At 67.9% G+C, this 21,202-nt stretch carries 35 protein-coding genes; 32 read left to right on the forward strand and 3 right to left on the reverse strand.

What is annotated here, in order from left to right; translation table 11 throughout:
- Positions 1 to 15 precede the first annotated feature (15 nt).
- From ACFY1P_RS02840 to ACFY1P_RS02875, 8 genes are all read left to right on the forward strand, one after another.
- The gene (locus tag ACFY1P_RS02840) at positions 16 to 1,203 is read left to right on the forward strand and encodes a siphovirus ReqiPepy6 Gp37-like family protein (RefSeq protein ID WP_390749452.1); all 1,188 of its coding nucleotides are present in this window, start codon (positions 16 to 18) and stop codon (positions 1,201 to 1,203) included.
- On the forward strand, positions 1,203 to 1,505 hold the full coding sequence (locus tag ACFY1P_RS02845) for a hypothetical protein (protein WP_390749453.1): 303 nt from the start codon (positions 1,203 to 1,205) through the stop codon (positions 1,503 to 1,505). Before ACFY1P_RS02840 ends, ACFY1P_RS02845 begins: the two co-directional genes overlap by 1 nt.
- Positions 1,506 to 1,798: 293 nt before the next feature.
- Positions 1,799 to 2,602, forward strand: coding sequence for a hypothetical protein (locus ACFY1P_RS02850; RefSeq protein WP_390749454.1), 804 nt, complete (start codon positions 1,799 to 1,801; stop codon positions 2,600 to 2,602).
- A 13-nt stretch (positions 2,603 to 2,615) separates the two neighbouring features.
- Entirely contained in the window at positions 2,616 to 2,846 is a 231-nt protein-coding gene (locus tag ACFY1P_RS02855) for a hypothetical protein (protein WP_390749455.1), read from the forward strand.
- A gap of 13 nt (positions 2,847 to 2,859) precedes the next feature.
- Entirely contained in the window at positions 2,860 to 4,116 is a 1,257-nt protein-coding gene (locus ACFY1P_RS02860; RefSeq protein ID WP_390749456.1) for a tail fiber domain-containing protein, read from the forward strand.
- Positions 4,106 to 4,459 (forward strand): hypothetical protein, encoded by a 354-nt coding sequence (locus ACFY1P_RS02865; RefSeq protein ID WP_390749457.1) that lies wholly within the window; start codon positions 4,106 to 4,108, stop codon positions 4,457 to 4,459. The genes ACFY1P_RS02860 and ACFY1P_RS02865 overlap by 11 nt, the downstream gene beginning before the upstream one ends.
- Before the next feature lie 74 nt (positions 4,460 to 4,533).
- Positions 4,534 to 5,298 (forward strand): N-acetylmuramoyl-L-alanine amidase, encoded by a 765-nt coding sequence (locus tag ACFY1P_RS02870; RefSeq protein ID WP_390749458.1) that lies wholly within the window; start codon positions 4,534 to 4,536, stop codon positions 5,296 to 5,298.
- Positions 5,295 to 5,522: a hypothetical protein gene (locus ACFY1P_RS02875; protein ID WP_390749459.1), complete on the forward strand. Its 228-nt coding sequence runs from the start codon at positions 5,295 to 5,297 to the stop codon at positions 5,520 to 5,522. The genes ACFY1P_RS02870 and ACFY1P_RS02875 overlap by 4 nt, the downstream gene beginning before the upstream one ends.
- A gap of 48 nt (positions 5,523 to 5,570) precedes the next feature.
- On the opposite strand, the gene ACFY1P_RS02880 is transcribed toward ACFY1P_RS02875, so the two are convergent.
- From ACFY1P_RS02880 to ACFY1P_RS02890, 3 genes are all read right to left on the reverse strand, one after another.
- On the reverse strand, positions 5,571 to 6,038 hold the full coding sequence (locus ACFY1P_RS02880; RefSeq protein WP_390749460.1) for a hypothetical protein: 468 nt from the start codon (positions 6,036 to 6,038) through the stop codon (positions 5,571 to 5,573).
- A 76-nt stretch (positions 6,039 to 6,114) separates the two neighbouring features.
- Positions 6,115 to 6,816 carry a hypothetical protein gene (locus ACFY1P_RS02885; RefSeq protein WP_390749461.1) on the reverse strand — a complete coding sequence of 234 codons (702 nt, stop codon included), beginning with the start codon at positions 6,814 to 6,816 and terminating at the stop codon, positions 6,115 to 6,117.
- A gap of 44 nt (positions 6,817 to 6,860) precedes the next feature.
- Positions 6,861 to 7,808 carry a hypothetical protein gene (locus tag ACFY1P_RS02890; RefSeq protein WP_390749462.1) on the reverse strand — a complete coding sequence of 316 codons (948 nt, stop codon included), beginning with the start codon at positions 7,806 to 7,808 and terminating at the stop codon, positions 6,861 to 6,863.
- Between the two features lie 230 nt (positions 7,809 to 8,038).
- On the opposite strand from ACFY1P_RS02890, the gene ACFY1P_RS02895 reads away from it, so the two are divergent.
- The 24 genes from ACFY1P_RS02895 to ACFY1P_RS03010 all read left to right on the forward strand — a co-directional run bounded on the left by ACFY1P_RS02895 (position 8,039) and on the right by ACFY1P_RS03010 (position 21,196).
- Positions 8,039 to 8,488: a hypothetical protein gene (locus ACFY1P_RS02895; protein WP_390749463.1), complete on the forward strand. Its 450-nt coding sequence runs from the start codon at positions 8,039 to 8,041 to the stop codon at positions 8,486 to 8,488.
- 222 nt (positions 8,489 to 8,710) lie between these two features.
- Positions 8,711 to 8,968 (forward strand): hypothetical protein, encoded by a 258-nt coding sequence (locus ACFY1P_RS02900; protein WP_390749464.1) that lies wholly within the window; start codon positions 8,711 to 8,713, stop codon positions 8,966 to 8,968.
- A gap of 101 nt (positions 8,969 to 9,069) precedes the next feature.
- On the forward strand, positions 9,070 to 9,906 hold the full coding sequence (locus ACFY1P_RS02905) for a hypothetical protein (protein ID WP_390749465.1): 837 nt from the start codon (positions 9,070 to 9,072) through the stop codon (positions 9,904 to 9,906).
- A gap of 46 nt (positions 9,907 to 9,952) precedes the next feature.
- Complete coding sequence (locus tag ACFY1P_RS02910; protein ID WP_390749466.1) at positions 9,953 to 10,417, forward strand: hypothetical protein; 465 nt, start codon at positions 9,953 to 9,955, stop codon at positions 10,415 to 10,417.
- Positions 10,414 to 10,551, forward strand: coding sequence for a hypothetical protein (locus tag ACFY1P_RS02915; protein WP_390749467.1), 138 nt, complete (start codon positions 10,414 to 10,416; stop codon positions 10,549 to 10,551). Before ACFY1P_RS02910 ends, ACFY1P_RS02915 begins: the two co-directional genes overlap by 4 nt.
- A gap of 23 nt (positions 10,552 to 10,574) precedes the next feature.
- Positions 10,575 to 11,012, forward strand: coding sequence for a hypothetical protein (locus ACFY1P_RS02920; RefSeq protein WP_390749468.1), 438 nt, complete (start codon positions 10,575 to 10,577; stop codon positions 11,010 to 11,012).
- Between the two features lie 124 nt (positions 11,013 to 11,136).
- The gene (locus ACFY1P_RS02925) at positions 11,137 to 11,943 is read left to right on the forward strand and encodes an AAA family ATPase (protein ID WP_390749469.1); all 807 of its coding nucleotides are present in this window, start codon (positions 11,137 to 11,139) and stop codon (positions 11,941 to 11,943) included.
- Between the two features lie 60 nt (positions 11,944 to 12,003).
- The gene (locus ACFY1P_RS02930; protein ID WP_390749470.1) at positions 12,004 to 12,378 is read left to right on the forward strand and encodes a hypothetical protein; all 375 of its coding nucleotides are present in this window, start codon (positions 12,004 to 12,006) and stop codon (positions 12,376 to 12,378) included.
- Positions 12,375 to 12,521, forward strand: coding sequence for a hypothetical protein (locus ACFY1P_RS02935; RefSeq protein ID WP_390749471.1), 147 nt, complete (start codon positions 12,375 to 12,377; stop codon positions 12,519 to 12,521). The genes ACFY1P_RS02930 and ACFY1P_RS02935 overlap by 4 nt, the downstream gene beginning before the upstream one ends.
- A gap of 123 nt (positions 12,522 to 12,644) precedes the next feature.
- Positions 12,645 to 13,082 carry a CHC2 zinc finger domain-containing protein gene (locus ACFY1P_RS02940; protein WP_390749472.1) on the forward strand — a complete coding sequence of 146 codons (438 nt, stop codon included), beginning with the start codon at positions 12,645 to 12,647 and terminating at the stop codon, positions 13,080 to 13,082.
- 34 nt (positions 13,083 to 13,116) lie between these two features.
- Positions 13,117 to 13,584: a toprim domain-containing protein gene (locus tag ACFY1P_RS02945; RefSeq protein ID WP_390749473.1), complete on the forward strand. Its 468-nt coding sequence runs from the start codon at positions 13,117 to 13,119 to the stop codon at positions 13,582 to 13,584.
- Positions 13,581 to 13,916: a hypothetical protein gene (locus ACFY1P_RS02950; protein WP_390749474.1), complete on the forward strand. Its 336-nt coding sequence runs from the start codon at positions 13,581 to 13,583 to the stop codon at positions 13,914 to 13,916. Before ACFY1P_RS02945 ends, ACFY1P_RS02950 begins: the two co-directional genes overlap by 4 nt.
- The gene (locus ACFY1P_RS02955; RefSeq protein ID WP_390749475.1) at positions 13,913 to 14,116 is read left to right on the forward strand and encodes a hypothetical protein; all 204 of its coding nucleotides are present in this window, start codon (positions 13,913 to 13,915) and stop codon (positions 14,114 to 14,116) included. Before ACFY1P_RS02950 ends, ACFY1P_RS02955 begins: the two co-directional genes overlap by 4 nt.
- Before the next feature lie 7 nt (positions 14,117 to 14,123).
- Positions 14,124 to 15,317, forward strand: a complete 1,194-nt coding sequence (locus ACFY1P_RS02960; protein WP_390749476.1) for a hypothetical protein — start codon at positions 14,124 to 14,126, stop codon at positions 15,315 to 15,317.
- Positions 15,314 to 15,634, forward strand: a complete 321-nt coding sequence (locus ACFY1P_RS02965) for a hypothetical protein (RefSeq protein ID WP_390749477.1) — start codon at positions 15,314 to 15,316, stop codon at positions 15,632 to 15,634. Before ACFY1P_RS02960 ends, ACFY1P_RS02965 begins: the two co-directional genes overlap by 4 nt.
- Positions 15,631 to 16,014, forward strand: coding sequence for a hypothetical protein (locus ACFY1P_RS02970; RefSeq protein ID WP_390749478.1), 384 nt, complete (start codon positions 15,631 to 15,633; stop codon positions 16,012 to 16,014). Before ACFY1P_RS02965 ends, ACFY1P_RS02970 begins: the two co-directional genes overlap by 4 nt.
- Positions 16,015 to 16,274: 260 nt before the next feature.
- Positions 16,275 to 16,544 carry a hypothetical protein gene (locus ACFY1P_RS02975; protein WP_390749479.1) on the forward strand — a complete coding sequence of 90 codons (270 nt, stop codon included), beginning with the start codon at positions 16,275 to 16,277 and terminating at the stop codon, positions 16,542 to 16,544.
- Positions 16,522 to 17,034 carry a DUF6879 family protein gene (locus ACFY1P_RS02980; protein WP_390749480.1) on the forward strand — a complete coding sequence of 171 codons (513 nt, stop codon included), beginning with the start codon at positions 16,522 to 16,524 and terminating at the stop codon, positions 17,032 to 17,034. Before ACFY1P_RS02975 ends, ACFY1P_RS02980 begins: the two co-directional genes overlap by 23 nt.
- A 28-nt stretch (positions 17,035 to 17,062) precedes the next feature.
- On the forward strand, positions 17,063 to 17,905 hold the full coding sequence (locus tag ACFY1P_RS02985) for a helix-turn-helix domain-containing protein (protein WP_390749481.1): 843 nt from the start codon (positions 17,063 to 17,065) through the stop codon (positions 17,903 to 17,905).
- Between the two features lie 94 nt (positions 17,906 to 17,999).
- Positions 18,000 to 18,386 (forward strand): hypothetical protein, encoded by a 387-nt coding sequence (locus tag ACFY1P_RS02990; protein ID WP_390749482.1) that lies wholly within the window; start codon positions 18,000 to 18,002, stop codon positions 18,384 to 18,386.
- Complete coding sequence (locus tag ACFY1P_RS02995; protein ID WP_390749483.1) at positions 18,383 to 18,925, forward strand: NUDIX domain-containing protein; 543 nt, start codon at positions 18,383 to 18,385, stop codon at positions 18,923 to 18,925. Before ACFY1P_RS02990 ends, ACFY1P_RS02995 begins: the two co-directional genes overlap by 4 nt.
- Before the next feature lie 139 nt (positions 18,926 to 19,064).
- Complete coding sequence (locus tag ACFY1P_RS03000; protein ID WP_390749484.1) at positions 19,065 to 19,253, forward strand: hypothetical protein; 189 nt, start codon at positions 19,065 to 19,067, stop codon at positions 19,251 to 19,253.
- Between the two features lie 54 nt (positions 19,254 to 19,307).
- Positions 19,308 to 20,108, forward strand: coding sequence for a diaminopimelate epimerase (gene dapF, locus ACFY1P_RS03005; protein ID WP_390749485.1), 801 nt, complete (start codon positions 19,308 to 19,310; stop codon positions 20,106 to 20,108).
- Positions 20,105 to 21,196, forward strand: coding sequence for an ATP-grasp domain-containing protein (locus ACFY1P_RS03010; RefSeq protein WP_390749486.1), 1,092 nt, complete (start codon positions 20,105 to 20,107; stop codon positions 21,194 to 21,196). Before dapF ends, ACFY1P_RS03010 begins: the two co-directional genes overlap by 4 nt.
- Positions 21,197 to 21,202 lie beyond the last annotated feature (6 nt).

The following is a 21,202-nucleotide window of genomic DNA, read 5'->3' on the forward strand; positions in this document are numbered from 1 at the left end:
CACCTCACCGTCGAAGTGCGGGACCGAACCCTGACCAGGGTAGGACTGATCAGGCCCGAGGACCTGTCGCTGGAGCTGGAGGACAAGTTCAACAACGTCGGCTCCTGGAAGGCAACGTTGCCCAGCGAGCACCCGCTCGCCGACACCCTCCGCCTGCCCGGCGCGGGCCTGGTCATCACAGGCCCCGGCGACGTGCTGATGTCCGGACCGGTGGCCTCGTCCGAGTACGCGGCCAGCCCCGAGGACCGCTTCGGCTCCATCGTCTTCGAGGGCGTCTCGGACTCAGTGATCCTCCTCGACATGCTCGCCTGGCCGGAGCCCGCGAACGCAGACGTGACCACTCAGAAGGTCGGGCACGACGAGCGCAGCGGTCCGGCCGAGACGCTGATGCACGCGTACGTCAACGCCAACTGCGGGCCTGGTGCCCCGGCGGCACGACGCCGCGCGGGGCTGATCATGGGCCCGAACGGCGCCCGGGGACCGGTCATCTCCAAGAGCGCCCGGTTCCCGACGCTGGGCGAGTTGCTGACCGGCATCGCGGCCGTGGCCGATCTCGGCTTCCGCATCGTGCAGCGCGGCTCGAACCTCCAGTTCGAGACCTTCCAGGTAGCCGACCGTTCCCGTGAGGTCCGGCTCGACGTGCTGGCCGGCACGCTCGCCGGGCAACGCGTCTCGGTCTCCACGCCGGGCGCAACCCGCGTCATCGTCGCAGGCCAGGGCGAGCAGGAGGCCCGCACGTTCGTCCCCGTCGACAACGCCGCCTCGGTGGAGGCAGAGGGCGACTGGGGACGGAGGATCGAGAAGTTCGTCGACCAGCGCAACACCAATGACGCCAAGGAGCTCAAGCAAGCGGGCGACGAGGTGCTGGCCGACGAGGGCTTCACCCGGACCGCCGTCCAAGCCGTACCGGTCGACGACAGCGACTTCATGGAGTTCGGCGTCGACTGGGGCCTCGGTGATCGCGTCTGCGTCGTCGCAGGCGGCCAAGAGCTGACGGCCCCCGTCACCGGCATGGTCCTCAAGGCGGGCGACGAGGGCTTCAAGGTCGGCGCGATCTTCGGCGATCCGACGGGGTTCAACCCCCGGGCCGCGTCCGCTCAGCGCTCGCAGAACACCGAGCGCCGCGTCTCCGCGCTGGAACGCACAGCTGAGGGCGGGACTGATCCCGCCGGTCAAGTCATGAACCTCATGGGAGCTCTGTAGTGGCGCACACGCCCAAAGCCTTCTTCCGGGGCAGCGTCCCCGCGTCCTGGCACGACGTCTACAAAGTGCCCGACCCTGGCCTCGCCGTCGTGACGAACATCGTCGCCAGCAACCCGGAGACGACCGCCGCCAGCGTCAGCGTGCACGTGGGCGACACTGCCCTGCTTTCCGGCGTGGGCATCGCGCCGTCCGGCGTTCTCACCCTCGACGTCCGCCAGGTACTCAACCCGGGCGAGCTCATCAACGTGCGGGGTTCAGGTGCCCGCGCACACCTGCACATCAGCGGCGTGGAGGTGGTCTGATGAGCCTCAGCGTGTGGCCCGCCCCCGAAGACAAGGGAGTCATCGGCCCCACCGGAGCGACCGGTGCCCAAGGCCCGAAGGGCGACACCGGAGCCGCCGGACCGCAGGGCCCCAAGGGGGATGCCGGGCCCACCGGTCCGGCCGGGCCGACAGGCCCACAGGGCGCGAAGGGCGACACCGGCCCAGCCGGACCCACAGGGACGCAAGGGCCCAAGGGTGATACAGGTTCGGCCGGTCCCCAGGGAGCGACGGGGCCGCAGGGACCGGCGGGGTCGGCGGGTGTAGTTCAGTCGGTGTGCGGCATCAGCGCCGCCTCCATCACGCTCACCGCGGCCAACGTGGGCGCCGTGGACTCGGCCGAGAAGGGCGCCGCCAACGGGGTGGCCCCTCTCAACGCCTTCGGCAACGTACCCACCGCGAACCTCCCCGACCTCGGCGCAACGTACGTCAAGGTCTCCACGCGCGGCGCCGCAAGCGGTGTCGCCTCCCTGGACGCCTCCGGCCGCGTGCCGGCCGCCCAGCTCCCCGACGCCGTCTCGAACACGTGGGGGCCGGAGGACCACGGACTCGTGGCATGGGCCTTCGACCCGGCGGTGGCCACCAGCATCGGCCTCTACCCCGGCTCGGGCCCAATCCGCGTCACGGCCGTACGCCTGCGGCAGTCCGCCCAGGTGAGCCGCATCGTCTGGCACGCCACCGGGTACGCAGGCGGCCTGGCCTCCGGCTCCTGGGCCGCGATCTACGACGCGAGCGGTAACCGCGCGGGAGCCACCGAGGACATGTCGACGGCGACGTACGAACCGGCGGAGGTCCACACCGGGGGTGGCGCGGCCATCAGCTCGCCCCTCACGTCCGCCGTCACGCTGGCGGCCGGGACCTACTACATCGCTTGGCGCATGCAGTACAACACCTCGACCGGCGACGGTCCGATGCTCCTGGCGGCCGAGTCCAGCGCGGGTGCACCGCCGAACTGGTTCGGCCTGAACACGCTGAAGCGGTTCGGCTATTACACCTCGGGCGGCGCGAGCGCCCCCGCCTCGATCACTGTCAGTTCCATGCTCAACGGGGCCAACCGCTTCTGGGCGGCCCTCGCGTGACGAAAGGCCCTGTGTGAAAGCCATCTCAGCCACCGTCCCCCTTCACCCGACAGGCGAGGTACAGAAGATCTTCGGCACGGTGGAGATCACCATCAGCGAGCCGTTCGCCTCGTATCCCGACCTGACGCCCGAGGAGCGCGAGGCGATCCTCCGCGCGGGCGTGACGGCAATCCGCGGCGCTCTGCCGACCGATCTGGAGTCCCTGTTCCCCTCGCTGCGCGTCGCTGAGGACCGCACCCTCTGAAAGGAGCTCGCCCTTGGCGATCACGTCCTATCCCTTCGACGGCCAGTCCGTCACTGAGTCGCAGTTCTCTCAGCTCTTCCGCGAGTTCGTGGACAGCGGCATCGCAGCGTCTGCCTGGGCCAACGCCTTCCAGGTGAGCGCAGATGGCGCCGCCATGTCGGTGAAGGTGCAGCCGGGCTTCGCGATCGTGCGTGGGCACGCCGTTCTGTCCACCGCCGTGGAGACGCTGCCGATCGCGGCGGCCGGCACGTCCACCCGGTACGACCGCGTGGCCCTCCGTCTCGACCCCGCCGCGAACAGCATCACCCTCACCGTCGTGCAGGGCGCTGCGGGAGGCAGCGCTCCCGCGATGACGCAGACCGACACCGGCATCTACGAGCTGCCCCTTGCGACCGTCACGGTCGGCGCGAACATCACCGCCGTCACGTCGGCCGCGGTGAGCGGCGACCGCCGGTTCGTCGGTCAGTCTGTCGGCGCGTGGGTCACCACGACCCGGCCGGTCACTCCGCGCCTGGGCAAGCTCGGCCTGAACTACGACACGAGCGTGTGGGAGTTCTGGAACGGGACGGCGTGGACACCTCTGGTCGCGTCCGTCTCCTGGTCGAGCCTGACCGGCAAGCCCGCCACCTTCTCGCCCTCCTCCCACTCGCACCAGTGGTCGGACATCACCGACCCTCCGGTGTCGCTGCCCCCGTCCGCACACAAGCATCCCTGGGGCGACATCACCGGCACACCGAGCACATATCCGCCCGCGACGCACTCGCACTCGTGGTCGTCGATCTCGGACAAGCCGAGCACGTTCCCGCCGAGCTCCCACTCCCACGGCTCGTACCTCGAATCCGGGGACACGATCGCGTGGTCCAACGGGACCAAGCGCGCACACAGCTCGTCGGTATCCGGCTCGGGGACGTACTACGCGGTGTGGGTCAATGGCTCCGGGCAGTTCTGCCGCAACACCAGCTCGCGCCGCTTCAAGCAGAACATCCGGGACATCGACATCGCCCCCGAGGCAGTTCTGTCCCTGCGTCCCCGCGTCTACGACCGACGCCCGGACGAAACAGGAGGCGACTACGCACGGGGCGAGTTCGGCCTCATCGCCGAGGAGGCCGCCGAGACGCTCCCGGAGATCGTCACCTACGACGAAGAGGGACGTATTGACGCCCTCCGGTACGACCTCTTGAGCGTGGCCCTCCTGCCTGTCGTGCAGGACCAGGCCGCTCGGATCGAACGCTTGGAGGCCCTCGTCGAGGAGATGTCCCGTGCCTCTTGAGCCCTCGGTGCAGGTCGCCTTCGTCTCTGCCGGCGGGGCCATCACCGTGGCCCTGGTCGGCGTCCTCGTCGAGCTCGTGCGACGCCAGGGAACCGCGCTGGCCGAGGTGCGCGAGCACGCCCAGGAGGCCCGGGAACAGGTCTCGAACGATCACTCCACGAATTTGCGCGACGACGTGGACCGGGTGATCCGAGGACTTGATCGCGTCCTCGACGGTCAGACCCAGCACAGCCGGGACATCGCCGCGTTGCGCACAGACCTGGCCCACGAGAGGACAGAACGCCTGGCCGTCTCTGAGCGGCTCGACGTGCACCTGTCGACTTCTGTCTCCACGCCCGGCTGAACCAACCAGCCCATCACGGCCCTGCCCGCTCTCGCGGGACAGGGCCTTTCATCTATCTGGAGGAGTCCCCTCTTTTGAGCATCAGCATTGTGTCCCGTAAGGACTGGGGCGCGAAGCCCTGGGACGGCTCGCCCAACACTGCGTCCCTGTCCCAGCGGACCGAGTTCTTCGTTCACTACGACGGCGCGGACCACATCACCCGGACCGGCAGCTCGGTCCCGCAGGCCATCGAGCGGAGCCACCTCGGCCAGGGGTGGGCCGGGATCGGCTACAACTTCGTCGTCGACCAGGACGGCACCATTTTCGAGGGGCGCGGGTGGACCCTTCAGGGCGCCCACTGCCCCAATCACAACGTCTCCGGCATCGGCGTCCAGGTCGCGATCGGCGGCGACCAGGAGCCCTCGGCGAAGGCTCTCGCCGCGACCCGTGCCCTGTACGACGAGGCGTGCCGAAAGACCGGTCGGGCCCTGGCGAAGAAGGGTCACAAGGACGGTTTCGCGACCGAGTGCCCCGGCCGTCGGCTGTACGCCTGGGTGCAGGACGGTATGCCGGCCGGTTCCTCCGGAGGCGGTGACGGTGGCGGTGTCACCGCCCTCGCGGCGGGGGTGACGCCCGGCGCCCGGCACCCGCAGGTCCGTGAGCTTCAGCGGCTGCTGATCGCGGCGGGCTACGGACCGATCAAGGGCGCGGTCACCGACTTCTACGGCGTGAACACCGAGGGGGCCGTGGCCCGCTTCCACGACGCGAACCCCTCGCTGAAGAGCACTGGCGTTTCCCGGGACGTGGCGATCGGCGGCCGTGGGTGGGCCGAGCTTCAGAAGGAGGCTGGTCGACGATGAGCAAGATGAAGACGCCCGGCTTCAAGCCGGTCAGCCTGGTCGCTCTGCTTCCCGTCCGGTACCGCTCGCGCGTCGGTGCGGCCCTCGCCGCGCTGGGTGTGGTGGTCAGCATCGCGTCCATCGTCTACGCCGACAGCCCGGAAGTGGCCGTGATCGTGCAGATCCTCACGGCTCTCGGCGTGGTCGCCCCGAGCGAGGACGACTCCCAGGAAGAGCCGCAGTAACCCTCAGCCCCCGCTGGCCCACGTGGTCGGCGGGGGCCTTTCTGCGTTTCAGTCGCCGCTGGCCGCTTTCTGGGCCTTCTCAGCCGCGATCTCCTCCAGGGTCGTCTTCCGGGCCCCGAGGCGTCCCCGGCCCGTCGTCTTCTTGGCGACGGCCTTCTTCGTCGTTGTCTTCTTGGCGGCGGCCTTCTTCACTGCCGCCTTCCTCGCGGTCGTCTTCTTGGCCGCCGCCTTCTTCGGCGCGGCGGTCTTCTTGGCGGGGGCCGCCTTCTTCGCCGGAGCCGCTTCGGGCGCTGCCTCTTCGATGGCCGGCTCGGGAGCGGGGACCTCGGTCTCCGGCTGCGTGAAGTCGGTGACGGGCGCTTCGGGCCAGAACAGCTTGATCAGGGGGGCCGCGTCGTCGAGACACAGGTCCTTCCGGATCGACTCACCGCCGTCCACGGCGAGCGTGTACTTCTTGGCGGGTACGTCCCGTCGTTCGCATGCGTCGCACACGAGCATGGTGACCTGCACTTCCACGTCTTATATCTCCTCGCCGTACGGGACGTTCCGTCTCGGAGATTGTCCCGTACGGCGAGCGCTGCGGCGGTCCTGTTCAGGCGGTCGGGGCGGCGTTGAGCCGGGCAAGGTAGCGCGAGCCCTGGCGGCGGTCGCGGCCCAGGGCCTTAGCGAGGGCCGGTCCGGTGACCTTCTGCCCCTCGGCCTTGATCCTCATGGCGGCAGCGCGCAGCTCATCCAGGGACGGCCCGGGACGGCCGGGGCGGCGGCGGGCGCGGGCCTGGGCCACCTCGTCGACCGGGGTGTCACCGTCGAGGGTCGGCTGCACCGGCTCGTCGACGGTCGGCTCGTTCTGCTGGTCCTGGAGGTCCTGCTCGGCCACGTGCGGCTGCGCGGCCATCTCTGGACGGGCCGCCCGGATGATCATGTGGGCGACGTGCCCGACGACGATCGAAGGCACCGAGGAGACGGCGGCGGTCAGCGCCATGGACGACTCCATGTATCCGGCGGAGATCCAGTGCGCGACGACCTGACCGGAGAGGGTCATGCCAAGGGCGAGGATCGCGCCCACTATGGCCGTGCCACGGCCCTTCTCCCCCTTGCGGCGGGTCTCGACGAACCAGACGGCGAAGGCGGTGTACACGGACATGCAGACCGGCATGCCGGCTGCGACCCACTCGTCCCATCCGGCGGCGCGGGCGAGCTGGTACTCGCCGGGGGCGGACATGGCCAGGGCGACGACGAGGACGACGGCGCCGACGACGTAGGCGTACCAGGGCAGGCGGGCGTGCTTGGGCATGGCTGTGCCTTTCAAGGTGGTGCGGGGAGAGGTCGAGGAGGCCGTCAGGCGGTGCGCATGGCCGCGCGGGCAGCACGCCAGGCGGCGTTGGGGCCGCCGATCAGCGGCTCGGTCGCGGGAGCGTCCGGGGCCTCGGTGACCTCGCCGGAGGTGCAGTCGATCTCGAAGTACGTGGTGGTGCCGAGGGCGCAGTCGGCGCAGATGCCGGCCTCCTGGCCAGCGGGCAGCAGGCCGCCGCACCCGGTCTCGCAGTCGGCGTAGGTCTTCCACTGCCGCTTGCGCTCGGGGCGCTTCCGGTCGAGGCGGTCAGAGATCAGGCGCGAGGCGGAGTAGACCTTCGGGGGAAGGCCCTGGGTCACGGCGTCGGTGATCTCGGCGATGGTGGCGCCCCGGTCGAGCCAGTCAGCGACCTCGGGGGCGAGCTTGGCCACGTGTCGCTCGGACAGCTTCAGACGGCTGTCGATCGCAGCGAGGCGGCGCAGGATGCGAGCGGCCTCGGCGAGGTCCTTGTCCTGCGTTCCGCTGGTGCCCTCCCTCGCAGTCGGCGACGCGGCGGGCGCGGTCTGTTCGGCGGGAGGGTTGGGAGGGGTGTTTCCCCTGTCCTTACCGGAGTCCTTTATCCCCGAAGGGGACGTTCCCGCAGCCCCGGGCGTCGTGGGGCCGGTTCCCGGCGCGGAGGGAACCGGGGAGAAGGTGTCCTGCGGGGTGTCGAAGACATAGGTGTCGGTGCGGACCCGGCCCCGGTCGTCCCGGTAGGTGTGGCGGAAGTAGTAGCGCTTGGCTATCAGCTCGTCCACGGCGTCCCGGATGCCCTTGCGGCCGATCCGCGGGTTCTTGTCGGCGAGCTTGCGCACGTCTTCGTCGGCGCCGTCGGGAAGGCTGAGCAGGTAGCCGAGGACGCCTCGGGCCGTGAAGGACAGCTCGCGGTTGCGAAGCACGTCATTGCCCAGCACCGTGAAGTTTGCACGGCGCGGGGTACGCTGAATACGCACTGGGAGGTCACATCTCCTGGTGTCGGGCCCGACCGGCGTTCCAGCGCAGGACGGGCACGGCCCCGGTCAGCGTTTCCAGCGCAGGTCGGGGCCCTTTTATGTATGTCGTCAGCGTTCCAGCGCCGACGATCTTGTCTGTCACAGTTTGACAGCTCAGTGAACCTTACGCAACCATGGCTATGGAACTGATCATCCTCAAGCATGAGTGAACGTGAGACGGAGGGAGGACGATGGGCGCCAAGAAGATCGTCGACGAGGACGAGGTCCTCCGCTGGTTCCGCGAGGGAAAGACGTACGACTGGATGATCCAGGAGTACAAAACGAAGTACAACACCGAGACGACCAGAGCGATGTGGTCGACCTTCCGCAGTCGCAAGAAGCTTCCACGGCGGAACGTCCGCAACACGGACCTCATCCCCTGGATGGTCAAGGAAGAGCACCGCTACGCGTACCCAGTGATGATGCTGCGCGCCGAGGGCCGCAGGCTTGCCGGCGAGGAGCTCACCGCGACCGACAAGAAGCGTCTGGCCTCCTGGAAGGCGGAGTTGGAGGCCGAGAAGCTGGTCGTCCACTACGACCCGGACACGGCCGACGGGTGGTTCCTCATCCCTCGCGCCGAGGGTGACCACGAGCTGATTCACCCGCCGCAGAAGGCCAGTGGGCGGAAGCCCCGGAACTGAGTCATCCTCGAACGCTTGTTCGTATCATCCCCCCGTCGGAGAACCGGCGGGGGTTTCTCGTTCTCCAGGCTGAGTCCGGAAGTACACCTTCCGCATACTGTGGAGTAACCCTTAAGGGGCAGGTCAGGGGATACCGGGGGAAGTAGACAAAAGAGTTGACACAGGTTTAAACGCCACATACAACTATGGAAGTCACAGGTTCATAGAAGGAACTTTTACCTGATGAGCGCAACTGTGTCCCGGGGGGACACCCTGCGCGTCGCGGAAGGCGTCGCGCTGTACGTCAACGACGAGGAGTGGGAGTACCACATGACCCTCGATCCGGACGTGAGACCAAATACGGTGCGCTCGGCCCTCGACACCCTTGAGGCCATGGGCCTCAAGCCGATCGATGAGGACGAAGGTGAACCGTTCTTCCTCGACGACGGGCGTATCCGGATGGAGCTCGCCCGAGTCGACCACTTTGAAGGGGCCGCTTAGCTGTGCGATTCATCGACATCCCCACACCCGCGTCGGGTGTTCCCCGCGACGGGTGGGACCGTCCGCTGGTTGTCCCGAAGGCGGGCGGGAAACCGCAGTCCTTGACCAGGACGACAACGTTCATCGATGCGATCGAGGACAAGACAGCCCTGAGCACCTGGGGCAGGCGCATGACCCTGGTCGGCGCCGCACGCCAGCCGTCCATCCTGGATGCGGCACGCGGCCTGAACCCCGAGAGCGCCGACGGCAAGCGTCAGCTCAACGCCCTGGCCGACCGGGCGGTGGACCTGTCCGGAGCGCACGCCAAGCGCGAGCGCGGCACGCACCTGCACACCCTGTCCGAGTACGTCGACCGCGGCGACCCTCTGCCGGCCACCGCCTCGCAGCTCGACCTGCGGGACATGTCCGCGTACATGGCCGAGACCGTCGACTTCGAGGTCAAAGCCGTGGAGCGGTTCGTCGTCGTTCCCGAGCTGGGCGTGGGCGGCACCTTCGACCGCCTTCTCGAATACAGCGGCCCCGGCCCGGACGGCGAGCCCGTGGAGGGCTTGTTCATCGGCGACTTGAAGACCGGCTCCGTCGAGTACGGCGCACTGAAGATGGCCAGCCAGCTCGCGGTGTACTCGCGCGGCGAGTTCTACGACCACACCCATTTCCCCGTGGACGCCGGGGACAAGAAGGCGCTGGCCGCCTGGAAGAAGACCTCCGTGCCAGCCGACGAGGCGGCGAGAGCGTACACCCCGCTGCCCGCCGTCTCGCAGCAGTGGGGCGTGATCGTCCACCTGCCTGCCGGGTCGGGCGAATGCACCCTGTACTGGGTGGACTTGGAGATCGGCTGGCGGGCCGCCAAGCTCGCTCGCGATGTCCGGCAGATGCGCGGCGTCCGGCACGCCATGCGCCCGTGGGTGAGCCGTATCACCCGACCGCAGGCCGCATAAGACGATCCACAGTGTTAACCTGTAACAGCAATCGAGAGAGGGCGGAGTGAGTCAGTCGCACGAACACGGCATCAGCGTGACCATCAAGTACGGCGAGGGCTACAAGGACACATGGGCCGTCTTCCGGGGCCCTTCGGAGGTCGTCCGCGCCCAGATCGTCGATTATTTCGGCTTCGATAGTGAACCTGTAACAAACCTGTCGCTCAGTGAGCTGGTCGTGGAGGCCACCAGCATCGCGCACGGCACCGGCAACATCGCCGGTCTGCTCGGCGGCCGGATCGTCCCCGAGCAGGCTGCGCCCGCACAGGCGACCGGCGCCCCGGACCCGTGGGCGCAGGCCGAGCAGCCGGACGCCAAGGAGGAGCCGCACGGCTGGATTCTGGGCGAGATCGCCAAGCAGGCCAGCATCGCGGACCTCCAGCGGCTATGGGCCTCCAACCAGTCCTTCTTCGCCGACCCGTCCGTCATGGCCGCCTACAAGGCCAAGGGTCGGGAGCTGAAGGCGGTATGAGGACCCGCCCCGTCCTCGCCGTGACTGTCGCCGCGGCCTTGCTCGCGGCGTCCATCTGGACCTGGGTCGCAGCCCCGTACGGGCTGTGGGCCACCGAGGCGGGCGACGCGCCCGCCCACTGCATCAACGAGTAACCGAACACCAGGAGACGAACTTAGTGACCCTGAACTTCATCGACATCCCCACCCAGGGCGGCGGCTGGTTCAAGCCCAAGGACAACCTTGACGCCCTCGCCATCCTCGTCGAGGTCAACTCCTACGACCGGCAGCGCCCCACCCCCAACGGGCCGAAGGACTCGGCCCTGTGCGACATCACGGTCTTCAAGACCCGCGAGCAGCTCGACGCCCTCAACCCCGAGATCAACAAGGGCACGCGAGTCGAGCAGACGCTCCTCGCCCGTGACCTTGAGACCGTCGTCGGCGGAGCGACGATCGTCTCCCTGGCCCAGGTTCCCGCGAAGCGACCTGGGGGCCATCCGGCGTGGGTGTGGCGGCCGGTCGCGGATGCATCGGTCCGCCAGGCCGTCATCGACTACGCCACCAAGCGCGAAGCCGCGGTGAACGCGGCCGTCGCCGAGGCGCCCGACTTCGACTGACCCGTGCGAGGTAGGGGCCGACCTCCGGGTCGGCCCCCTCGCCCCCTGAGAGGAGATCCCTGGATTGCTCACCCCTGCACGGTCACTTGCCCTGCACGCCGAGTCCGGCAAGGAACTGCCCCGCGTGCCGGCCTTCGAGGCGCTGTACGCACTCGGCTGCCGCCCCCGTCACGGCGAAGTCGTGATGATCGCCGGTCGAAGCGGCACGCAGAAGTCCGGTTTCGCCTTGTACTGGGCGGCGCAGATGAACCTGCCCACCTTGTACTTCAGCGCCGACATGTCTGCCTTCACCGCGTCCTCCCGGCTCGCGTCGATGGCGACCGGCGACACGACCGAGATGGTCGAGGCCGGCATGGCGGCTGGCGGCCGGCACCGCCAGGATTACCTGTCCGCGCTCGCGGGCTCGAACATCACCTTCGCCTTCGGCAGCCCGATCACGTGGAAGGCGGTCGACGAGGAGCTGGAGGCGTTCATCGAGCTGTGGGACGCGTTCCCGCAGGTCTTCGTGTTCGACAATTTGATGGATTTCGACGGGGCCGAGTCGGACTACACGGAGCAGATGTCGGTGATGAGCAACCTCACCGAGCTGGCCCGCGCGACCGGCGCGACGGTGATCGTCCTGCATCACGCCTCGGACAAGTCCTGGGAGGCGAAGTCCGACCCGTGGGCGCCGCCGTCCCGTGATCAGGTCAAGGGCGGACTGTCGGAGAAACCGGAGCTTTCGTTGTCGGTGGCGCTGGACCCGACCTCGTACGAGTACCGGGTCGCGGTGATCAAACAGCGCATGGGCGCGTGTGACCCGACGGGGAAGCGGTACGCGTCGATGCGGTGCCACCCGGAGGTGACGCGATTCTCCAAGCTGGAGACACGTATCCCTCTCGCCTCACCCTCGAAGCCCTGGTCGCCAACGAAGATCCTTGAAGCGGCCTAACGTGTTAACCTGTATCAAGCCCGCAGGAGCGGGCGTTTCTTTGAGGAGATGTGTGAACCTGTGACCGAGATAGCAAACCGCAACCGGGCGAACAAGCGCAAGGGCGCGATGTGGGAGACCGACCTGCGCGAGGGCCTGCGGGCTGCTGGCGAGGACGTGGAGAGCCTGCGACTGGCCGGCACCGAGGACGAGGGCGACATGGTCATCCGGGAGGGCGACGGCCGCTTCCTGGTGATCGAGGCCAAGAACGCGAAATTCGAACCCGGCCCCTTCCTCGACGAGGCGATGCGCGAGCGGGCCAACTTCGCCGGGCACCGCGGCCTCGACCCGGACCTCGTGGACTCGGTGGTGGTGGTCAAGCGGCGCGGGAAGTCCTGGAGAAAAGCATTCGTCCTCACCACCGTCGAGGAGTATTTCGGCCTGGACCCCGAGTGATCACGTACGAGGAGGAAGCCGAGCTGGTGCGCCTGGCGAAGGAGCTGGGCGACCTGTTCGCCGAATTCACCGAACCGCAGGGCCTCGGTGATCTCGGCTACGACACCCTCGGCGGCTTCTTCCGGGGGGAACAGATCGCGTGATCCCCGCTGAGGAAGCCTTCGGATTCGAGGCAGTCTCAACGACCGCGAGTTCGACGCCCAACTCGTGCTGGCAATAGAGGAGTTCTACGAGGTGCCCGTGGGTGACCTGGAATGGATGCTGCCATGAACTTCAGACGCGTCGACCGAGGCGGCGAGGGCCGGGAGCAGGAGAAGCCGACGCTCGAAGCGGTCTTCGAGCACTACGGCCTCGACTACAACCCCCAGCGAGCTACCGGCATGGCCCCGTGCCCACTGCACGAGGACAGGACCCCGAGCTTCTCCTACAACCTCGACCGGCAGGTGTGGAAGTGCCACTCCTGCCAACAAGCAGGCGACAGCTACGAATTCATCATCGACTACGAGACGACCGTAAACAGGAATGGGATAACTTTTGTCGGAGCCAAGTCTCTTGCAGCCTCTCTCGGCCTCGCAACGAGCGATGCTGGAAGAGGCAACGAGCACCTATCAGGCAGCACTTACGCCGGACGCCGCAAGGTATCTGCTGAACCGAGGGATCGGAAGGGCGGAGGCGGCTACATACCGGCTTGGCGTCGTCGGTAACGACTCCTTCCCCGGGCATGAGCGATTCCGCGGAATGCTCGCCATCCCCTACCTGTCGCATACCGGGCAGCCCCTCACCATCCGCTTCCGCTGCCTCGAAGACCACGACCATCGGGCGCACTTTCACGGCAAGTACAACACCATCAAGGACGACCCGCCCCGGATGTACGGGGTCGACTCGGTGCACACGGCCGGGGACACCATCGACGTCACCGAGGGCGAGCTCGACCGGATCATCCTGCGCAAGATCGGCCTCCACGCGGTCGCCATTCCCGGCGCCGCCCTGTGGCTGGGCCGCCATCGGCGCATGCTCGCCGGGTTCAACAAGATCCGCGTCTGGGGCGACCCCGACGATGCGGGTTCGGAGTTCACCGCGAAGGTCTGCCGCTCGCTCCCCCGTTCCGCTCGCGGCATGCGGCTGCGGCTCGGCGACGTGACCGAGACCTACACGCAGGGGGGCGCGCAGGCCCTCCTCGCGCTGACCAAGGAGGACGAGAAGTGACCGACCCCAAGACGAAGCGGCCGGCATCCGTAACCGCGATCCTCTCCGAGGTCCGCGCGGCCCGGAAGGACATCGACGAACGTCACGTGCCCCTGGCTGGCGGCCGGCATCCGCACAAGGGCCGCGACCACCACCAGCAGGAGGCGAACCGCTGGCGCGCGATCGACACCAGCCGTGACCTGGACGGCGTGCCGGGCTGGGACTCCACGCTCCTCGCCGGAGCCTTCGGCGCCCTGGCCGAGCAGGACCCCAAGCACGTACGCGGCGGCCTTGTCCGACTGGCGGCCCTCGCCGTGGCCGCGGTGGAGTCCATCGAACGGGAGGCCGCGTGAACGAGGGGCTGCCCGGGAACCCCGGCCCGACCCTTCAGCGCATCTACGACGAGTTGGAGCCCAACGAGCGCGAGTCCGTGGTGATCCGGCTCCTGGACGGCTCCTCGGCCGAGCGGCTCGCCCTGGTGCTGCGGAAGCACGGCCACACCGTCAGCGCGTCCACCATCCGCACGTACCGACGCTCTCTCATGGAGGCTTAGTTAACCTGTGACTGACACCCTGCTGGCCGACCTGCTGGCCACGCCCACCCCACCGCCCATAGCCGCCCGTCAGACCGACCCAGACCGCGACTACACGCGGCAGATCGAAGTCTCCGGCGACGCGGCCGAGGTCACCGTACGCGGCCCCGTGGAGATGGACCCGGACTCCTCGGCCACCGATGTCCTGCGCGCCCACCGCCTCGACCCGGCCGACTGGGAGGTCACCGGATTCAGGTCGAGCGAGTGGACCATGCCGACCGGAGAACCCGGCGTGAGCGCCCGGTTTTCCTTCAGCCGCCGTAAGGCCCGGCGCGCCGAGCGACCCAGCCTCGACGAGCTGCTTGCCGTCTTCGAGCAACATCCCCCGGCCGTCCGCACCGCAGTGGACACCGAGGGCGAGTGGACCTACGTGGTCGCACTCGGCGACATGCAGTTCGGCAAGATCGACAGCGACGGTCCCGAAGGTACGATCCGCCGCGCGATGGACTGCATCGACAAGGCCGCCGACCTGCTCGCGGAGTACCGCAAGCGCTTCGCCATCGACCACGTTCACCTGGCCTGGTTGGGTGATCACATCGAAGGCTTCGTCTCGCAGGGCGGGGCGAATACCTGGAGAACGCAGCTCACTCTCACCGAGCAGATCCGGCTGACCCGGCGCCTGATGGCGCACGCCGTGCTCAAGCTCGCCCCGCTCGCCGCCCGCCTGACGGTCGTCGCCGTTCCCGGGAACCACGGCGAGGCCGTGCGGCCGGGCGGCAAGGGCGTGACCCGCTACGACGACTCCCACGACACCGACGCCTTGGTCTCGGTCGGCGAGGCCCTGGCCCTGGCGGGCGAGGAGTACGCACACGTCGAAGTCTTTGTGCCCGACACCGACGAGTTGACGGTCACCGTCGAGTGCAGTGGGACGGTCGTCGCGCACGCGCACGGTCACCAATGGCGCTCCGGCAAGCACTTCGACTGGTGGAAGGGACAGAGCTTCGACAAGACCTCCGCCATGCACCAGGCCGACGTCCTGCTGGCTGGCCATCTGCACCACGAGTTCGTGGACACGGACGGCCCGCGCACGTTCATCCAGGTCCCCGCCATGGAGGCCGAATCGACGTGGTGGCGCCACCGCACCGGCACCCGAGGCGCCCCCGGCCTGATGGTCATGGTCACCAAGGACGGGTCGGTGCCTGTGAAGGAGGTGGTCCGGTGAACGAATCCGCGGACTGGTCCCTCCTCACGCCGGACGTGATGGCCCTTGCCGGCCGGGCCGCCCGACGCATCGCGAACGGCTACGAGGACCGGCTCACCATGGAGTACGACGACGCGTTCCAAGAGGCCGTCCTCCTGCTCGCCACGAAGCCCGCGATGGTGCGCGAGTGCCTCGCCGACCCCGAGCTGGGCCTCGGAGTGCTCTACCACCGCCTCGTGCTCGACCTGACGGACCTGATCAAGACGCAGGCCCGGCGCCGAGCCCGGCACACCTCCTACGAGGCGGCCTGCGAACGCATCGGCGCAGGTGGGCTATGACCAGCTATAACCGATCGCTGGTCGAGTACCTCATGCCGGCCGTCTGGGATGTGGAAGCCGCGTACGGCATCCGCAATCCCACGGCGCCGGACGCCGACATGCCCCGAGGCACCGTCGACAAGAAAGCCGCGGGCACCCTGTTCGCCCACCTCGCCGACATCCGGCAGGCGTGGAAGACGTGCGAGCTGTCCCTCGGCGAGCGCCGGGCCCTGTTCTTGCGGTACGCGCTCGACTGGCCGGACGACCTGATAGCCGCCCGCGACGGAGTCACCGGCCGAGCAGTGCGCTACCGCCTGGAACGGGGGGTCGGGAAGCTCGCCGCGCACCTCAACGGCTTTCCGTACGTGGACGGGTACGACCAAATTGAGGAAGCAGCCTGATCAAAGCACTACCCGAAGGTGTGGTCCTCGGGGCGACGAGAGGGCTCGGGGTTGGTCGCCCATCTGACGCTGGGCTAGCAGCGATTGAAACCAGCCATCACCGGAACGCTGCGGCTGGACCACTGCTGGTCGCAGCGTTCTCGTCCCACGTAAGGTCAACTTCCCCGGCTCTGGCAAGTTCGGGCAAGGTCCTCGCTCTCCAGCGAAGTCCCGGGCAAGCTCTGGCACAGGAATCGCTACCGGCATCCGAGGAGGTCATCATGGCCCTGATTAAGCTCGGTAAAGACCCGAACAGCCCCGACGGCAACTCGCCCACGGTCTACCTGGACGACAAGAAGGACAGGTACCTCGTCCAGGGGTTCACGGTCCTGGACGAGGAGCGGCTCAAGCAGATGAACATCCCCCCGCACGAGACGGTGGTCGAGATCCCGCGCTATATGGTGCAGTTCTTCCTGGCGAGCGACAGGGAGCCTGCCGCCAAGGACGCCGAGCCGGAGGTGAGGAAGCGTGCCGAACACCCCGACGTTTAAGGAGCTGTTCCGCGACTGCCAGAGGACCGCTGTCCACCTGGAAGCCCGCGACGCCTACAGCAAGACGCACGAGACCTTCGTCGACTGGAAGGCCGGCAGGCCGATCGACCCCGCCGAGCGCTGGTCCGCCTGGCACTCGATCGTCTCGAAGGCGGTCTCGCGGGGTGTCGAGGTACGCCGGGCGCGCATCGTGTCGACGCCCGTGAGTGAGTACATCCGCTTCGAGCACGAGGTGACCGAGGGACTCAACATCGCGGCGGGCGAGCAGGTGCGGTGGCTCCCTCGGCGGAACGCTTCGGATCTGCTCGTGCCGGGAAACGACTTCTGGCTGTTCGATTCCCGGCTGCTGTACCTGAACCACTTTGACGGAGAGGGCGAGCCCACCGAGCCCGAGATCACCGATGATCCGGAGATCGCGAAGCTCTGCGAGTCAGCCTTCGACGCCATCTGGAGCAGGGCGATCCCGCACGCTGCGTTCGAAGCACGCTGAGCACCTCGCATAGGACCGTCACCCCAACATGGAACCGGCATCTTCGAGCGCGCAGGACGCCCGCAAGGCGCTCGGGAAACGCCTAGCAGAGATCCGGGTGGCATCCGGACTCACCAAACGAGCCCTTTCCGCGAATCTGGGCTGGCACGAATCGAAGGCATCGCGCTTCGAGAGCGGCTCACGAGCCCCCTCGGAGCGCGACCTTCGCGATTGGTGCACCGCGTGCGGCGCAGAAGGCGAAGCTGAGGATCTCGTCACGACGGCCCGCGGAATCGAGGGCATGTACGTCGAGTGGCGCAAGATGGAGCGCCACGGGCTTAAGTGGGCTCAGGAAGCCGCACTCCCTCTTTGGGAGCGGACAGAGCACTTTCGATTCTACTCGCCGTGGCTCATCCCTGGCCCGATTCAAACCGGCGCATACATCAAGGCGTTGCTGACCTCCATACGTGACCGTCGCGGTCTCATCGACGACGTGGACTCGGCTGTTGAGGTCCGCCTTGAGAAGCAGAAGATCGTCTACACGCCTCGCACCTTCGCCATCATCTTGGAGGAGGCCGCCCTCTACCACCGGATCGGTGGAACAGAGGTCATGGCAGGTCAGATCGGCTACCTGCTGAGCGCCATGGCCTTGCCCAGGGTGAGCATCGGCATCATCCCCCGCGACATCGACCGTCCGCTCATGCCGGTCGAGGGCTTCTTCATGTTCGACGACCATACCGTCAAGGTCGAACTGGTGTCTGCGCATCTGACGGTGGTCCAGAAGCATGAGCTTGCCATGTATGCCAAGACGTTCGCTGAGCTGAAGGAACTTGCCGTATACGGCGCCGCAGCCCGTGAACTCATCACCACTGCCATCGATTCTCTGGGGTGAACGTCGGGCAAGTTCCGGCACACTCCTGGAGCCTTTCGCCTTTCCCTTCCTAGCTTTGTGGGCACCGCTCATAACTTGCCCGGAGGGGGCAGTGATGGCTTTGGCAAGTACCGGCAAGGCGTTAGGGACGGCCGAGGGCGCTGCGATCGACGGGCTCCCCATCGACGTCGAGGAGATCTCCTCGCGCACTGAATCCGTCCTCGCTATGCGGATGGACACCACGACTCGCGCGGCAATGGACGGCGCCACGCCGGCCATCGTCGGTCACCTGAACCTCTTGCTCTGCGAGGAACTGGGCGCGGACGGGGACCAGGACGTTGAGGCGCTGGTCCGCGAGGGGTACACCCTGGTCGACTACACGAGCCGACCGTCCGAGAGCACCCCCACCTTCGGTGCGTACATCTACATGCGGGACACCGCGCTTCTGACTCGACGGCTCCTGTGGATCTACACGCAGCACAACGGGCTGGATGCACCGTGAGCGTCGGCCAGGACCAGATTGTCCGGGAGCTCAATCACTACATCCACAGGCATCCCGAAGATCAGATGGCCTTGATGCCGGCGTACGACGCCGCCCTCGACCACGCGCGCCGAGGTGCCTGCACCCACAACCAGCGCTGCCCCCTCGTCATGACGGCGGCCGTCGTCGTCGACGAACAGGACCGCGTCCTGTGCTTACGGCACGAAGGCGGTTTTGCGCTCGCGGAGGCTGAACCGGAAGACCAGGACGGCTCTCTCGCCGAAGCGGCCCTCCGTCTATTGGCCGAGGAGGTAGGCATCCGGGATGTGTGGACGCAGGCCGCCGACGAGAGCGCCTTCTTGGTCGACGTGACGGAACCGCGGCGACACGGGTACGGGCCGCGCCTACGTGTCGGCTTCCGCTTCCTCTTCCGAGCGCACTCGGGCGCGGTCTTCCCCGCAGCGATCGAAACGGGCGCGGCAGCCTGGATGCCTCTTGCCGACATAGGCATCACGGCACTCCGCAGCCGCCTGGAGAACCTCCTGAGCGGTGTCCGATGAGCCCTCGAAGCCAGCAGATCTCATACGTTCTCTGCCTTGTCGCGATCGGCAGCTCCCTCCTTCTCGCCATCTGGAGGGGCTGATGGGGCAGTCCAGGGGAGCGGAGCAGCCCTCCGAGCCCCCTCCGCCGGTCGGAACGGTGCGAGCCACCAGGACCGCGACAGACGTCCGCGTAGGAGACTTCGTCCTCCTCGACGGCAACTACCTGCGGGTCCGCGACGTAAGGGCCACTGGCGGCTCTGCCCACCGGATTCTGCACTTCGTCGGACACGCCCCGCTGATCATGCGCACCCCCCGGGCCGTTTGGCGGCCCATCTCCCTGGGCTGAGTGCAGCCTGTTCGGCGCGCCATCCATCTCATCTCTCACGCGAGGAGCTTTGCCATGCGCTTTCGCAAGATTCACGGAGCGGGCAACGACTTCGTCCTCTTCACGAACCCCACCCCGGGAGCTGGGATGGACTGGTCCAAGGAGGCGGAACGCCTCTGCGCCAGGCGGACCGGCGTAGGTGCGGACGGCCTGGTCATCAGCCGCTTCGCCAACGAGGGCCCCGCGGTCCTCGAAGTTGACTGCTTCAACGCGGACGGCACGACCGCGACCATGTGCGGCAACGCGCTGCGCTGTGCGGCATGGGCGGCCCAGCGCGATCAGGGCTTCCTGACGATGCAGATCCGCATGGCTGGCGTCCTGCACGCGGCAACCGTCAGTACCGACTCTGTGTGGGTCACGGCCGAAGTCGGCGCCATCCAACCTCGCGTCTTGCAGACGATCATCAACGGCCGGCCGACGTGGTTCGACAGCGCCCACACCGGCACGGAACACGTCGTCGCCGTCGTGGACGACGTGGACGCCATCGACGCGGACGTGGTCGGCCGAGTCGTCCGGCACCACAGGAACGTGGCGCCACTCGGCACGAACGTCAACTTCGTCCAGCGCCTCGGCGGCCAAGCACTCAAGATCCGCACCTACGAACGTGGCGTCGAGGCCGAGACGCTCTCCTGCGGCAGCGGAGCCGTCGCAGCCGTCGTCATCGCCACCATGCGCGGTCTCGTCGCCAAGCGCGAGGTCACCGTCCACAACCAGGCCGGTGAGCCGCTCACCGTCCGCCCGCACGAAGTCCGCCCGGACCGGACCGCCTGGATTGGCGGACCGGTCACTCAAACCTTCGAAGGGGTACTCGCATGACCGTCTTTCTCGACTCCAGCTCGAAGCAGGCGGCGCACCTGGCCGTCGAGGAACTCCGCAAGTGGGGGCAGAGCCGGCAGGGCCTCGGCGTCGCCCTCATCTACGGGCCGGTGTCCGCCGAAGACAGGCTCTACCACTCCAAGTGCCCCGTCGAACAGCGGTCCGTGACTGCCTTGGGCGAGGCGCTCGAAGAGATCGGCGCGCGGTGGAACGTGCTGGACCCCACCCAGCCCGACTTCATCCGGGAGCTGGTCTCGTACGACGTGGCCCTCTCGAACCTGCACGGCCCTTACGGCGAGGACGGCCGTCTTCAGGGCCTGCTCGACTACCTCCGCGTGCCCTACTGCGGTAGCGGGGTCGCGGCCTCCACGGTGGCCGCCGACAAGGTCCTCTGCAAGCGGATCATGCTGACCCTCGGCGTCCCGACGCCCGGCTGGCGCGTCTGGTCCGGCGGCCCGGTGAACTGGGGCAGCCGCGCCGTCATGGTTAAGCCGCCCCTTGGCGGGTCCAGCGTGGGCATGAGCCTCGTCCGCGATGCGGCCGACCTGCCCCGCGCCCTGACGGAAGCCGCTGGCGAAGGCGGCGACGAGGTGCTCGTCGAGGACTACGTGGTCGGCACTCCTGTGACCGTGGGCATGCTGGAGCTTCCCGGCGGCTCGGTCATCGTCTTCCCCCCGCTGACCACCGAGGCGACCGATGCCGAGTTCTACGACGCCGACACCAAGCTCGACGTGGACTCCAAGGGCACCGTCGCCGTCCGCGCCGCCGAGCTGGAGCCGGTAGCACTGAACCGGATCGCCAGGGACACCCGGACGCTGTGGGACGGGCTCGGACTGCGCGGCTCGGCCCGGATCGACTTCATCGTCACCGAGAACGGCGACGCCTATGCGCTGGAGGTCAACAGCACGCCGGGCATGTCCCGTGACAGCAACTTCGCAGTCGGGGCGGCGATGGTGGGGCTCACGCACACGGATGTCGTACTGGCGATGCTGCACGAGGCCCTAGTCCGCCCGCCGTACGATGTCCCCCTGCCCACTCCCGTGTTCACCAGCACCACGGCGACTCGGGAGGCTGCCGTCTCGCCGTAGGAGCCT

Source organism: Streptomyces sp. NPDC001407 (assembly GCF_042895325.1).
Taxonomy (GTDB): Bacteria; Actinomycetota; Actinomycetes; order Streptomycetales; family Streptomycetaceae; genus Streptomyces.